Genomic DNA, 14,829 nt, shown 5'->3' on the forward strand with positions numbered 1-14,829 from the left:
CCTACTTGGCCTGCTCTTCCTTGTTCAAATGACAACATTTCAAACTTGCAACGTAATGTTGCAACATTAGAATGCTAAGGACTAAACGAATTTGTTAAGGTACATTTAACCAATGTGAGGATTTATAATGAAAAGCACAACTCATCTATTAACAAACGATGGTAAACGTATTGCAAAACGTCTAGTTAATCATTGGAAACACAAATTTGAAGTACAAGAAACAGAACAAGATTTCAAAATCTTAATGCCTACAGCAACCATTACTCTTACACCAGAAATAGAGCAGTTAAACGTTGCTATTGATAGCCAATTAGATGACCACGACCACTTAGAAAAAGTCGTGCTTGATCATCTAAATCGTATGGCTCAACAAGAATTTCAGGTGGAATGGCAGCACTAATAGCCATTTACCTTTTCTAACTGGATTGCATGAAACTGCAAATGCTCATCCATAAAGGTTTGAATAAAGTAATAGCCATGATCATAGCCAGCATGTTGTCTTAAAGTTAAGGGCTGTCCCGCTTTTAAACATGCTTGCTTAAATTTTTCAGGGTGAAGCTGTTCATAAAATTGATCATCCAATCCCTGATCAACCAGAATTTCATCAAATACTGCACCATTTTTTGAAACTAAGGCTGTGGCATCATGAGCCAGCCAGCTGTCGCGGTCATCCCCTAAATAATGACTAAAGGCTTTGTCTCCCCACGCACATTCAGTTGGCGCGCAAATCGGGGCAAAAGCAGATACCGACTTAAACTTTTCAGGATATTTAAACGCTAAAGTTAATGCGCCGTGGCCACCCATTGAGTGCCCAAAGATACCGACTTGTTGAGCATTTACAGGAAAGTTTTTCAAAATAAGTGGATATAACTCATCAATCAAATAGCTTTCCATTTGATAATGTTCAGACCAAGGTGCTTGCGTTGCATTAATATAGAAACCTGCACCTTGACCTAAATCCCAATTATCCCCTGCAGCGACTTGTTCTCCACGAGGAGAAGTGTCTGGCGTAATCAATATTAAACTTAACTGTGCTGCCATATGCTGTGCATGTGCTTTTATGGCAAAGGTTTCTTCAGTACAAGTTAAACCTGCTAAATAAAACAAGGTTGAACAAGGTTTACCTTCTAAAGCGGCTGGTGGCAAATACACACCAAACTTAGCAGGTCCTTTTAAATAAGAAGATTCAAATTGGTATATACGCTGCTCACCCTCAAAGCAGCGGTTTTTTTGCAGGAGTTGCATCGTTTTTGGCCTCTGTTTTTGTTTGAGCAATATCTACACTACCAGTATTTTGCTGAGGAAATAGATACTTTTCCAATTGAGGTAGCATGAGTTCCATATTTTTACCAATCATCCACTGAGGCTCTGAAGGTTCTACACCTTGAGCCACTTCCCATTTGGTTACTGTTTGCTTAGCTGTACTAAATGAATCTTTCATCGAAGATTGCTCTCGCATAGCCAAATCAAAGAAAGCCCGACCAAAATAGGTATAGTCGGCTTCGTTATTACATCCAAAAGAAGTTTTATCAGCAGCAGACGCAGTAATAATTAAAGTATCAGGAGACTGTAAAGCAGGAATAAAGCTTCCTGAATAACAGGCTGAGATGACAATCACACGCCAGCGAATACCGGATTTATCAAGTGTTTCACGCAACCATTTAGGGTCTACTTGCCCTAGATCTAATGGTGCATTTTCAATTTCGAAGTGATTTTGTTCACCGTGTGAAGTCATATATAGAAATAGCACATCACTATCACGGTTCATTTGCTGACCCATACGGCGTAGGGCTAACTCTATACTGGTTTTAGAGGCAATCGGAATTTCAGTACGCGTATCTGGATTATTGACCAGCATCATTGACCGACCAATCGTTCCAAAACGTGTATCAAACTGTTCTTTAATACGGACTACTTCCGATTTAAAAACATCTTGGTAGCTGTCACCTGCCACGCCTAAAAAATACCAATGACTTTTTGCCTGCTCACCATATTCGACTTGCTCTAAAGAATCATTCAGCAGCTTACTTTGTGCATAAAAAGCATCTTCAGCAAATGTTGGAGCTGAGTCTTCAACCTTCCAAATAGGTTGATCTTTTACAGAAAGTTGCCAGACCACCATCGTCGCAATAGTCGCAACCATGACGAGTGCACGTTCCCACCAAGGCCACTTGAGCTCGCGTGAGAAAACCCAAATCACCGCTAAACTTTGCCATACGAACAAAGCCACAAATAGACTAGGTAAAATTCCGTTATAAATGGCATCTGGAATAAAGTTGAGATAACCGTTAGAACCCAAATACTGAATTAAACATTGAATTAATAAGATATTTGTATCTAGAACCAACCAAAGTAAAGCAGGCACTAGCATTAAACGAGGTTGATTGGTGCGCTGTGATAAGAAAATACCAACAATTAAAGCAATAAATGGCCAAAGTGCGTAACCAATTAACCCTTGTGAATTGAAATCACCAATTTGACCAGCCACAAGCCAGCTATAAAGAGAGTTAGTACAGCCCCCTAAAATTCCCCAGACAATGAGCTGAAGAATAGATGGATGTACAATTTGTAAAGAACGTCTTGATCCCAAAAACAGCCACATTCCGGCAATTTGGTTGCTTTTAAAATCATGCCAAAAGTTAATGGAGGGTTTAAGATCAATCATAAAAGGTTTTCAAAAATTTCGTTTTTGTCAGGCATCTTAAGTGTATGCCTGCTAAGAATTTTAGCAATCATGCTTTTGAACTATATCACATATATTTGTGCATTATTCAAGCAATAAAACCTAACCTTACATAAGCCTACTGAAAATACGCATCAAAACGACAAGCATCCCCTTGCCATTGATGAGCTGGCTCTTGATTTGCCAGAAAAACAGCATGGCGTGGTCGTTTAACCACCACACGTTTAGCAACTTTCTGCGCCAGAAACAGTAAATTATCACCTAAATCCATTTCGCCATCTTCGGGTAAAAGGAGATGTAAAAGCTGCATCTGTTTTTTAACTTGAGCTTGCTTTTTGACTGCTTGATGATTCTGATCACGCTGCGGAAACATCGGGTCTAGATAAACCACATCAACCATTTGAGCTGTTTGCTGTAGTTGTTGTAGATAACTTGCAGAGTCAGCAAAGATCAGTTGAATCCGTTCCATAAACTGGCTTAAAAAGCTATCTTGCTCAGCTTGGGCTTTTGCATCTTCAAGTAAAGTAAATAAAATCGGATGGCGCTCAACCAATTGTATTTGTGCGCCAAGATAAGCCATGAGTAAACTATCATGACCTAAGCCAGCTGTAGCATCAATTAAGGTAGGTTTTTCACCTAACTGACAAGCCCGAGCAATCATTTCTGATTTAAGACTTGCACGTTTTAAACGGGAAATTTCGGCTTTCCAGTCGGGCTGCATTTTCATGCCATTTGCAGATAACCATAGCCCGTTTTCATCTACACAAAGTGCCAATTCAGGATTTAAACGCAAAAAACGTGCATTCAGCTTTTCAACTGGCTGCAATTCAACAGTCACACCTCTAGAACAAAGCACAGCTTGGTAGTTCTGAGCTTGTTCTTGAAAATCTACTTCAAAATATATGTGCATGAGTAGTGCCTTTATTTTGCTTTACCCTGATCTGCTATTTTTTTCCATGCATCATCACGTAAATAAACTGGCAAAGCATGTTCAGCATCAACCCACTGCTTTTGCGCTGCATAAACACGTGCAATAGAAGCAATGTCTTGTGCAGTTGCAGTGATTGTTTGATGCTCTGCATCAGCTTGAAGGAGCTTTGCACCCGAACCAATTAAGCAATGCTTTGCATAAGCAGTCGCTGGCTCGTAGCCCATTAATTTTTCTTCATCAATACATTGCATAATTCCATGCTCATCTAGAACAAAACTTGCAATATAAACTTCATTCATACGAGCATCGAGAACCGCAGTCACCTGTTCCAAACCTTCAAGTCGGTATGCTGCTTGTGCTAAAGCTTGTAAACTCGAAACGGGAATAACAGGTAAATCTTGTGACCATGCCAAAGCCTGAGTCACAGCTGCATTAATTCGGACACCACTAAAAGAACCCGGGCCACGACTAAAGGCAATCGCATCCAGACCAGCAATCTCAAGACCTGTTTGTTGTAGCCCCTGCTCAATCATGGGCAAAATAGTCTGGGTTTGTGCTTTCGCCCGCGTATCGAGTTGAAAAAACAGTTCTTGGGTTTCATCGACTAATGAGATAGAACACTGCTCATTTGCAGTTTCCAACGCCAGCAATTTCATGCACAACCTTAGTATTAAATCAGATTAAAAACGGGAGTTATGATACCCCACTCGGCTCTGATAGGCGAGTCGTTCTCTGTCTAAATAAAAATGCCAAGATTTAACTTGGCATAATTTTTTTTGCTAAAAAAGAGTTAAAAGTGAAATTCTTTTAAATCACTATAACTTTTAAAATGTTCAGCATAATGCAATGCACTCAACCGTATTTTAGCCGCACCATCTTCATCTAAAGTTTTAACAATTTTGCCGGGTGATCCCATAACGACTGAATTATCTGGAATGACTTTCCCTTCTGGAATTAAAGCATTAGCGCCAATAATACAATTTTTACCAATCACTGCCCGATTTAAAATCACGGCGTTCATGCCAATTAAACTGTTATCACCAATCGTGCAGCCATGTAGCATGACTTTATGTCCAATCGTGACATATTCGCCAATATTCAGCTCAAGCCCAGCATCCGTATGCAAAACAGAATTTTCTTGTACATTTGAATAGTTACCAATACGAATTACACAGTTATCGGCACGTACTACAGCTCCAAACCAAATGCTGACTTGGCGCCCTAACTCTACTTGTCCAATTAGCGTTGCTGTTGGAGCAACCCAACCATCCCATGGTTCATATAATGCTTTTGGGTGCTGTCCTTGATAGCTATACATCATAATTTATCAGTCCTGATCATTTATTCTTATGAGAAAATTTTGGCATGCCAAAGGTTGGTGAGTTGAGTAAAAATGGCCAATCTTTTTGATAACCTAACCCATATTTAAACAGAGCAACTAGCATACGAGCAGTTAAACCCCAAATAATTTCATTATCAATCTGTAAACTCGGAAAATATAAAGATTGATGGGCATAACGTACTTCGTGAGGCGTTGGTCTTGTCTCGATGAGTTGCTGCAACGGCACGAAAAAGATTCGATCAATTTCCGTGGGTTGAGGTATTAACGTAATCTCTGGAGGAATAAGCCCAACAATGGGTTTTACAGATAACCCGCTTCTTGCACGTTGCATTGGCAAATCACCTAACAACTGCACATCAAAAGGATTTAAGGCTGTCTCTTCCTGAGCCTCTCTTAATGCCACCACAATATTACTCGTGTCACTTGGATCACGCTTTCCACCCGGAAAAGAAACTTCACCAGCATGATTGTTCATGTGTATTGAACGGCGAGTGAGTAATACCTTAGGATTATTTTCATTTGTAATAGCAATGAGTACTGCAGCTTGTGCTTCTTGTATGCGGGTGGAAAAGCGCAATCTTTGCTGTAACTTTTGTGTTAGCAAGTGCTCTTCCATACCATTCACCTATTATTCTGTCTCTCTTTGCATCATATCTGAAAAATAAACTTAAGACATAGAGTTGATGCGTAAGTCTAAAAATTCAGTTATGCTGAGGCATCTCTATACTCGATGATAATTATGAGTTTCTGTGTAGCGTGTGGGCATAAAACCGAACAAAAAATTCCTTTAGGTGATCATAAAGTACGCCGTGTTTGTACTCATTGTGGCAATATCCATTATGAAAACCCCAAAGTAATCTGCGGTGCCTTAGCGTTATGGGAAGACAAAGTATTACTCTGTCGTCGTGCTATTGAACCTCGTTATGGTTTATGGACCCTACCTGCTGGTTATATGGAATTGTTCGAGACCATGGAGCAAGGGGCAGCACGTGAAACTCGTGAAGAAGCAGAAGCCGAGATAGAAATAGAACAACTGTATTGTATGTACAATATTCCTCGTATTGGTCAAATTTATGTGTTGTTTAAAGCGCAGCTGAAAAATGGAATTTTTGGTGCAGGCGAAGAAAGTATCGAGAGTCGTCTGTTTGAAGAACATGAAATTCCATGGGGTGAGCTTGCCTTCCCTAGCGTTGAACACACACTAAGACATTATTTTGAAGACCGTAAACAACAAGTTTTCCCAACACATCTTGAAACTTTGGGTACTCGTTTAGACCATACTGGTTAATCAATTAGATAATAAAAAAGACCGCTAGGCGGTCTTTTTTATTTGTTTAATATGTTAAGACTTAGTTTTAATTGCTTTACATGTTGGAATAGACTGATCGGCTAGTTTGATTGCTACTGTACCAACAATACGTTGTGCTAATGCTTTCTCTTCATCAGTTGGTGCTGGACTAATATCCTTAATACTATTATAAACAGCCTGATAATAAGCGTGTAAGTTAATCCAATTCACTGTCGTATTTTCAAAGGTGCTCAAATTAATACTATTACCTGTATTTTGACCAGCTAATAGATTGTAAATATTAATCTTAGCGCCACTCACTGAAATCGAATCATCTATATTATCTTTTATATCAGAATCCTGTTTCACTATAGAATTAAGTCCCATCATAATCCCATTAAGGTTACCTAACTGAGGATTTGATAAAATCATACGAACTGTAATCGAACTATCATTATCTGAAGATTGTGTACCACCTGTAGTCCCGATCCGATATTGTTGGATACCATTACTATCAATCAGACTAGTATCTGCGACTGTCGCACACTGACCTGATTTGTCAGTGTCAGTTGCATTTGGCTTAATATCTGTACGAATATCACCATACTCATCAACCACAATACCCAAATCAATTGGAGCAAGTCCTGCTGTATTAAATTTAAAAGTTAAAGTTGCATATAACGGAAATACATAACGCTGGCCAGAGCTCACATTTTTCGATGTTTTAAAAATAGATTTTCCTAAATAGCTTACTGGATTTGCTTTTAAAATATCTAAAGAACCATTATAACTTTCCGTACCTACAGCTTGACGCCACAAACCATAATGTTGTGCATTTCCAGCAGTAGTTGTGCGTGTTAACTGTTTATAAAAACCTTCGTTCCCCGCTACAGCATATTCATTAACGAGTTTACCTTGATAAATCTGTAAATCATTATTCGCATTACTGTCCACGCTTAAACGTAATGGCTGAGTAGACTGAATTTCTTTTGTAATTGGACTCAACCATCCTTTTTGTCCTGAAGCAACCATCTGTACAGGTTTTGCTTTGGTCAATAAAATAATGGCCGGCAATACACCTAAAATATTACCTTTATCATCTTTGGAAAGAGTTGCATCCCCCCGCCATTGTAAACCGTAACCAAAACCATAGCCTTGACGGTCTGTAAGCAAGAACATATTGCCCATCATATGACGTAAATTACTTGAAGAGGTACTGAAGCACTTAGTTAAAGATGTTTGATTACAACCATAGAAACCCAGTGGAAGAGGTTCTGGTAGATTATTAAATCCAGCATATATTGCTTCATTGGCTTGATATAATCCAGCATTAGCGATATTTGTTGATTGAACAAGCAACTCGTAAGCTTGGTCATCAGAAACTTTGCTTACATCTAACCAAGGTTTTAAGATGTTTGCATATTGACCACTTTTCCATTCAGCTACAGTCACATCTTGTGTCAAACTGCTCAGTAAGTCTTTCTTATCTTGAGTAAATTGAGTTGGCTGTAAATCACCAATCACGTTATCGCCACGTTCAATACCAATACTTTGAAATAGCTTAATTAAAGCCATCGCAACTCTAATAGTTGGATCAGTATTGCTCATGGAAGTTGGAGTCTGACCAGTTAATGCTGTAGCCATATCTAACACAGTTAAATGTACAGTCCCATACTTACCAAGTGAATCAAGCTTTATTGTTCCTAAAGAGATCTTACGTGCATTATTTCCTTGCAAATAAAGCGATATCGTTTCATCTGACCTACCACTACTAATACTACAAGCGCCTCCAACCGAGTTACGGTCTAGTTTTGTAATGTAATGCTGATTAGGAGATAAACTACAATCAAAATTTAGGCCAGCAATTGGATAATCCAGTTCAAAGTTTAAACAAGATTCATCTGAAATATTAGCTGCTTTACAAGCTAAATTGGTGGTTGGAATACCACCCCCTCCTTGTGTAGGATCTTCGTTAATTGTTGAACCGCCACCACCACAACCATTTAATAAGATTGCCAGTGTGGATAATGCAAAAGGTAATAAAATTTTGTTACTCATCATAATTCCTAATTTATTTTTAACGTAATACTGAAATTTTAATTTGTCCCTGATTCGATAGTTCTTGATCCGGCATGTCCACAGCAGAAGATAAAGGCGTCAACATAATATAATAAGAGCGATCAGGCACTTGTAAGACACCTGAAATCGATGCATGTTGCAAAATCGTCGCAGGATATGCTTTACTCTTAAAACCACTAGCACCTTCTAAAACACAACCCTTTTCATCTAAAAAAACTGCGAGTGGCCAATAATATACTGGCTTCTCATTGGACATAGCATAGGATGCCACTTGTACATTCTTAATAGATGAATCTATTTTTATAACTTCGTATTCAAATTTCTCTTTGAGCGGTTTTCTTGGCCATAAACCAACTTCTTTATTCTGGCTTAATTTTTTAATTGACTTATTATCATCTTTAATAAAGCACATATCATTCTCAAAAGTATTCGCTAACTCCTGATGTGACAATCTTACATAAGTAGGAGCTAGCACAACAGAAGAGACTTGATCTTCTCGTGATCGATTTAATACATTATCAAGAATAGACTGACTGACACCTTTTTTACGTTCAATAGACTCCGTACGGCCTAAGCCATCCGGCATAATATAAAAACGTTTTTTACCTTCAAGATTAAACTCTTGTTTCTCTAAGTATTCATTATTAACGTATTCAACACCATCAATTGTAATATAATTCTTCTCATTCTTTTTTTGTGTTAGCACTGGGGGAGTAACCATATCCTTAGTCGAGGATGGAACTGGATTTGACTTTAATTTTTCTTTACTACTACTCAAATCAGACTTTTTCTCAATAGCTTCTGCTTTTTCTATACCTTTTTTTGTCTGTATTGAGACTGCAGTTGATGCAGTTGATGCAGTTGATGCAGTTGATGCAGTTGATGCAGTTGATGCAGTTGATGCAGTTGATGCAGTTGATGCAGTTGATGCAGTTGATGCAGTTGATGCAGTTGATGCAGTATTAGACAATTTTGATACTGTTTTAGGCAATGGTGTTAATTTTTGAGTTGTTTCAGGTAAAACTCTTTCTTCTGAATGATTTACCTTTACATCTGGACGAGCTAATACTTTAGACGGTGAGACCACCGTCTGTTCTACCCTTTTGCTCGGCACAATCATAGGACGGCCATCGGGACCTATAATCGTATAAAAACCGTCTGCATAAACAGCAGAGTTAACTACTATTGCAACAAAAAAAGTCGCAATAGCAAGTCTAGACCGAGACATCCGTTCGCAATGTAATTTTACCATTTTGTTCTATAATTTAAACCGAGCACTGTAACTTTGGTATTGGTTTTAACATCTAAGCCTGCATAAGGATTTAACAGGATATTATCAACACCACACTTGTTCGATAGGCTACTCGTACAGGCGGGAATATTATCGCGACTCCGTAAAAAACCTATCGAAAGATCCAGATCTGTATCTGCATCAAATCGGTATCCAACACCTAAGCCAAATAATTGCGCATTATTAATTGGAATCATTGTATTACGTTTATCATTGGGAATAGCGCTAGCACGAGGCTCATAACCAGCGCGCAATTTTAAACGATCCGTTGCTGAATATTCTAAACCAATGCCCCAACTCCAAGGGGAAGTAAACTTCAAAGGTAAAGCCAAAGAAGCATCCGATACATCATTCGATAAAAGTTTGGCAACTTTTAATAAAGTAATCTGTCTATCAAATTCAAATTTAAACTTATCCCATGCTGCATAGTCAGTCCAACCTACATCAAAGTTAACTTGTAAATCGGGTAATATTTTATATTTAATACCTGCCTGAAAATGCGCTGGATATTCAAGATCCATTGCGACCAACCCAGATTCAGTATTTGGTACATTCCCTGGTAACCCAAGAATAGCTGCTAAAACCTGACCTGTAGCTGATGAGTTTAACCCCTTAATCAACTCTTGAGGAGCTCTGGCATTATTAATCAGATATTTCCCTTTCATACGCATTTTGGCAGAACTTTGATAGACCATTCCAAAGCCAAAATCATCCGTCGGCTCCCAAAGCAATCCTAAGTTATAACTAGGACTTAAAGATTGCTCCATTGAAACTTGAAGTGATCCCATTTTATTAAAGGGATTCATACCTTCTTGAGTATTACATAGACCAAATAACAATAGATTGGTAATCATATCATTATTGTCTTTAAACGGCCCACAAACTACATCATCGACCATACGCAATACCCCAATCATCTCGTTGGGAAATCGCAAATCTGTTTTCATAGCAAGAGCGTTATATGACATGCCAATAGATGCACCTACAGATAAATGGTCATTTACCTGATAGCCAAAGGATGGAGATAAATAAGTAATACGTTCTACAGCTACCTGCTGTCCCATATAGTTGCCAGCATTACCATTTTCAGCACCAAAACCAGCAATTAAAGGTGCATACATTGCAGTAGCATAGGTCAACTTTGAACCTGGAGGTTTGTAGGCAATCCCTGCGGTAGGTGCAACGAGTGGATAACCAGCCCCCAGATCAACCATTTTTTTAAGAATCGGTATATATAAGCTGGCATATTCAACATCCCCTCGTACAGGACCCTTAAAATCGGTACAAATATTGGCAGTAACTTCAGGGCCATCATTACAAACAAGAGGGTCATCTGAATAACCAAACACGTTATAGCCAGGAGGTGCTGAATACTCACGCTGAATATCGAAATTAGCTAAAATTCCTTGCACATCAGTTTGCAACCCATCAATCTTAGCTAAAGCTGCGGGGTTAAAATGAACTGCACTAATACCAGGCGGATCTGCAGTTACAGCATTCCCCATCGATAGTGAACGAATATCAACAGCTAAGTTTTGTCCTAATTGAGCATTGGCAAAGCTAGAAAAACCGGAGATAACAATTGCCGCCGTTAAAGGACATAATTTAGGATATTTCACCTGCATATCTCCTTATTTGGTTTTTTTGCCAAAACCTATAAAATCTAACGGGAAAGACAGACCAAGTGAAACATCTGGTGCATCTTCGGTTAAACCTATACCAACCGTACCATTGACAATTGTTTCAGGTGAAACACGTACCCCTAAAGCAAAAGACAACATTGCACTACTTTGATCTGGCGACTTATATGATTCGTCTCCATTATTAAATTCAAACTCAGCATCCATGTTAAAGCTTTGTTGATACGACATGGTTAATGACACATCATAGTTAAATGAGTAAGCAAAACCGAATGAGAAGCCACCACTAATGCCCGGATCAAAAGAAGTTAAAATCCTTGGCCCCTTAGCCCCGCTACCACGCGCTTGATCTAAACCCGTTTCTTTAAATCCATAATTCGCAGATGCAGAAGCAAATAGAACCACTGGATCGATATATTTACGGGTACTTGCCCCGATCCCCGCAGAGTAATAACCCTTACCAGTTGAAAGTTCATCTAAACCGATTTCATAAGGACTATCACCAGTTTTTGTTGATAAACTACCAAAAAGAACCAATGGTAAACGGCCTTGCTTTAAAGGGAATGGTTCCCAACGTGCACCTAAAGAAATATCACCCAAACCGGCCGCTGTCGTGTCTCGAACAATTTCAGACTTTGCAACAAAAGGAACAGTTGCTGACAAAGTTAAGTTATCTAATAGACCGTATTGAACAGTAAAGCTGTTAGTTAAAGTATGATTCGCATCTTCTTCAATACGTAAACGATTTAATTGAGATGAGTTATCTGCTAAAGCCAAATCAATTCGAGTATCACGATAATAGGTATAATCGAGATCGTAATATCCCGAAATCCCGCCCTTTTTAATCAATGAATATTGGCGCTCACTCGATGTAAATACTTCTTGTAAGTTCGTTTCTTGTGTCGCATCGCCTTCTTTTTTCTGTAAGGCAGTAGCGGCTTGATCAACTCCAGTATTTGCAGGGGCAGTAGCAGATTCAGGAGTTGCCACTTCGGTAGTCGGAGCCAGACTCACTTCTTGAGCTGAACCTGTCGCTGGTGTTACTTCTGCTGCTGTAATTGCTTCAGAAACAACTGCAGTATTTTGTGCTTCTGTTTGTGTAACTTGATCATTTGCATAGAGTGTGCTTGTAATGGCGCTCATACTTAATGCCAACACACTCATATTCATCCATCGATTATTCATATTTCTTCCCACCCAATGTATTTATTTTACTTAGTTCATATTGATTATTTACGCTTGTAGTAAAGACGCATATAGGTTTCTATCGGCTGATTATAAGTTGCAGAATTTGGGTCTTTATCTAGCACCCGTCGCATGGTTGAAGCTTTATTTGCTAAACGGTCATAATTAAATGTTGGATATTGCACATCCACAAAGGCATAACGGTTAACAGTTGCATCTTCCACATGGCGCATATCTGAATCTTTTAGGGCCAATAAGTCTTTACGTTGAGATTCAGGGACAGAAACAACAAATAATGTATTATTATCCCAAACCTCTTTAAAGCGATTTTCATCAAAACTGATATTCCCTAATGCAGGGTCAGCAACATAGACTCGTCCATCTTTATAAGCTTTATATACGACAAAATGCTTAAAACCAGCATAAGAAATTGGAACAATCGCGGGCTGTCCAAGATTGACCAAATCTGAAAACTCGCCACGATATCCCCCACTATCCAAACCAATAGCAGTTACAAAGCGCTTCATATCAAGTAGTGAGAAGCTTCGGCGTTCAATAATCCGCTGATATTCACCATACTGTAGCAAGCCACTCATGGTCTGCTGCTCAGTCAAGCTGGTACCCACATAACCATTTAGAAGTGTAGTAAGCGCTGCTGAACCACAGCTATAGTCATATGCCTGTCGAACGATACCGCGAAACTGGTCTTCTACAGCAGGTTTAATCCTAACTGGTTCAATATGATTACGGCGAAAAGATAAATTACGTGAATCGGCAGTCTCTGTGTAATAAACAGTTCCTGGTGGCTTTTTTTCTATTTCGAAGGCTTCTGTCGCAAAGTAATATATCAATGCTGAGCCCAAAGCAATCTCTAACATAAGCACTTGTTCTAAATGGTGGCCTAACCGGCCTTATTCATTTTATTCTTAGAGCAATAGCTCTACATCCCTGTGTGTTGAAGATACCTTTTTTTTTTGTAAAAAACAGCTTTTTTTTAATCTTTTTGATGAATGTATAGTTCTACTTTAATTAAAGTGTTAATTAACTCTCATTTTTAAATATCAGTAGTTTTAATACATCTATTATTTATATAATAATTTTATATTAAACAAATATATAAAATAATTTTCATTAAATAAAAAAAAGCGCGTATTAAACGCGCTTTTTTATTTTAAACTTTTAAATTAGTGACCTGAGATTGTAATTGTAGAAGTACCTACATTCAAACCTTGAATTTCAACATCACCAATTGAAGCATTAGCAGCAGCACCTAAATGTACACCTTGTACATAAACATTCATGCCTTGTGCACTATTATTTTGGATTTTCAAGCCAGTTGGTACAACTGAAATATTAGCATCAACATCTAAGTTACCAGTTGTGTTACCTGCACCACGAACCATAACTTTATCTAAGAAGATCTCACCACCACCTGCAGCATCTTTAATACCGAAGTTAGATAATGTTAAACCACCTTGTAAGCTTGAATTTACTTTGATCATTGCGCCTTGTGGAGTCGAACCTAACTGAACATTTGCCGAAATCGCGCCTAAAGACAGGTCTAAACCAGAGATGATTTCAGTTGGAGTAGTTTCAGTAATACCACGTACCGCAGTAGTTGTATTTAAAGTACCAGAAGTACCCACACCAATAGAACCAACACTTACATCAACTGCACCAACATTTGCAGCAACATTTAAAAATGCGCCATTTGTACCTGAAGCACCAACGCTATCAATTTTAAGATCTAACAAATTAGCAGTTTGATCAACCTGTGTAACAGATACACCGCTTACTACAATCGCACCAGCTGTTGCTGCAGCCCCTGTAATACCGGTAGCAGGATCTAAACCATCGTTGTCATGAATAAATACTTTATCGATAGTAATACCACCAGCGCCTAAAGCGATACCGATGTTAATACCATCTTGACCTGTAGCAGCGCTTAGTGCAGCATCGTCCATGGACTGCATTGCCATTGCATTTGCACTGATAGCTAAAGAAGAAACTAAAGCAAGTTTAGTGAATATTTTCATTGAGCACTCTCCCAAGAGCATTTATTTTTTGACTTTAACCACTCTATTGTCTCAAGTTGCATTTTTCTTTATATGGCAACCGAAACTTCCAATCCTTGAGTAGTTTTGCTTAGCAATTACTAAATTACATCTACGTTACTTTTTGTTCAACTAGTGTTGTGCATTTTTTGCCAACTACCCGACAAACGGTACACTCAATTTATTTCACTTTTAGCCTCCAAATACAACCCAATTCCACACTAAAATTCGACTATTTTTTCAGCGAAAAGTACCTCACTTATAAGTCTCCTCCCTGATGATCCATAAGTTGTAGTAAACTAATATTTCCCTCATTAACTATTTTCTTATTTAAAA

Annotated in this window: 14 protein-coding genes; 2 read left to right on the plus strand and 12 right to left on the minus strand. The window is 38.5% G+C overall.

The features are described from left to right. Positions 1-127: 127 nt before the first annotated feature. Positions 128-400: a DUF2218 domain-containing protein gene (locus AC2117_RS15415; RefSeq protein WP_133975265.1), complete on the plus strand. Its 273-nt coding sequence runs from the start codon at positions 128-130 to the stop codon at positions 398-400. Here the strand turns inward: AC2117_RS15415 and fghA are convergent. The 6 genes from fghA to AC2117_RS15445 all read right to left on the minus strand — a co-directional run bounded on the left by fghA (position 397) and on the right by AC2117_RS15445 (position 5,581). Continuing rightward, entirely contained in the window at positions 397-1,245 is an 849-nt protein-coding gene (fghA, locus tag AC2117_RS15420) for an S-formylglutathione hydrolase (protein ID WP_133975267.1), read from the minus strand. The two genes, AC2117_RS15415 and fghA, sit on opposite strands and share 4 nt — an antisense overlap. Continuing rightward, positions 1,214-2,665 (minus strand): C13 family peptidase, encoded by a 1,452-nt coding sequence (locus AC2117_RS15425; RefSeq protein WP_042898581.1) that lies wholly within the window; start codon positions 2,663-2,665, stop codon positions 1,214-1,216. The genes fghA and AC2117_RS15425 overlap by 32 nt, the downstream gene beginning before the upstream one ends. Positions 2,666-2,801: 136 nt before the next feature. Continuing rightward, positions 2,802-3,593: a class I SAM-dependent methyltransferase gene (locus AC2117_RS15430; protein ID WP_133975269.1), complete on the minus strand. Its 792-nt coding sequence runs from the start codon at positions 3,591-3,593 to the stop codon at positions 2,802-2,804. Between the two features lie 11 nt (positions 3,594-3,604). Beyond that, on the minus strand, positions 3,605-4,270 hold the full coding sequence (tsaB, locus tag AC2117_RS15435) for a tRNA (adenosine(37)-N6)-threonylcarbamoyltransferase complex dimerization subunit type 1 TsaB (protein ID WP_133975271.1): 666 nt from the start codon (positions 4,268-4,270) through the stop codon (positions 3,605-3,607). Between the two features lie 134 nt (positions 4,271-4,404). After that, positions 4,405-4,932, minus strand: coding sequence for a gamma carbonic anhydrase family protein (locus AC2117_RS15440; protein WP_133976400.1), 528 nt, complete (start codon positions 4,930-4,932; stop codon positions 4,405-4,407). Between the two features lie 19 nt (positions 4,933-4,951). Then, positions 4,952-5,581, minus strand: coding sequence for a CoA pyrophosphatase (locus AC2117_RS15445; RefSeq protein ID WP_133975273.1), 630 nt, complete (start codon positions 5,579-5,581; stop codon positions 4,952-4,954). A 114-nt stretch (positions 5,582-5,695) separates the two neighbouring features. Between AC2117_RS15445 and AC2117_RS15450 the strand changes: the two genes are divergently transcribed. Then, on the plus strand, positions 5,696-6,244 hold the full coding sequence (locus AC2117_RS15450) for an NUDIX hydrolase (RefSeq protein WP_133975275.1): 549 nt from the start codon (positions 5,696-5,698) through the stop codon (positions 6,242-6,244). A 54-nt stretch (positions 6,245-6,298) separates the two neighbouring features. Here the strand turns inward: AC2117_RS15450 and AC2117_RS15455 are convergent, their stop codons facing one another. From AC2117_RS15455 to AC2117_RS15480, 6 genes are all read right to left on the minus strand, one after another. Beyond that, the gene (locus tag AC2117_RS15455) at positions 6,299-8,308 is read right to left on the minus strand and encodes a protein FilF (protein ID WP_133975277.1); all 2,010 of its coding nucleotides are present in this window, start codon (positions 8,306-8,308) and stop codon (positions 6,299-6,301) included. Positions 8,309-8,321: 13 nt separating this feature from the next. Then, positions 8,322-9,575 carry a putative pilus assembly protein FilE gene (gene filE / locus AC2117_RS15460; RefSeq protein ID WP_133975279.1) on the minus strand — a complete coding sequence of 418 codons (1,254 nt, stop codon included), beginning with the start codon at positions 9,573-9,575 and terminating at the stop codon, positions 8,322-8,324. Then, on the minus strand, positions 9,569-11,233 hold the full coding sequence (locus AC2117_RS15465; RefSeq protein ID WP_133975281.1) for an OmpP1/FadL family transporter: 1,665 nt from the start codon (positions 11,231-11,233) through the stop codon (positions 9,569-9,571). The genes filE and AC2117_RS15465 overlap by 7 nt, the downstream gene beginning before the upstream one ends. A gap of 12 nt (positions 11,234-11,245) precedes the next feature. Further along, complete coding sequence (locus tag AC2117_RS15470) at positions 11,246-12,439, minus strand: transporter (protein ID WP_197730938.1); 1,194 nt, start codon at positions 12,437-12,439, stop codon at positions 11,246-11,248. A gap of 44 nt (positions 12,440-12,483) precedes the next feature. After that, positions 12,484-13,317 carry a C39 family peptidase gene (locus AC2117_RS15475; RefSeq protein ID WP_004641305.1) on the minus strand — a complete coding sequence of 278 codons (834 nt, stop codon included), beginning with the start codon at positions 13,315-13,317 and terminating at the stop codon, positions 12,484-12,486. Positions 13,318-13,623: 306 nt separating this feature from the next. Further along, positions 13,624-14,475, minus strand: coding sequence for a DUF6160 family protein (locus tag AC2117_RS15480; RefSeq protein WP_197730939.1), 852 nt, complete (start codon positions 14,473-14,475; stop codon positions 13,624-13,626). Positions 14,476-14,829 lie beyond the last annotated feature (354 nt).

Origin of the sequence: Acinetobacter calcoaceticus (genome assembly GCF_900520355.1) — a bacterium.
GTDB lineage: Bacteria > Pseudomonadota > Gammaproteobacteria > Pseudomonadales > Moraxellaceae > Acinetobacter > Acinetobacter calcoaceticus_C.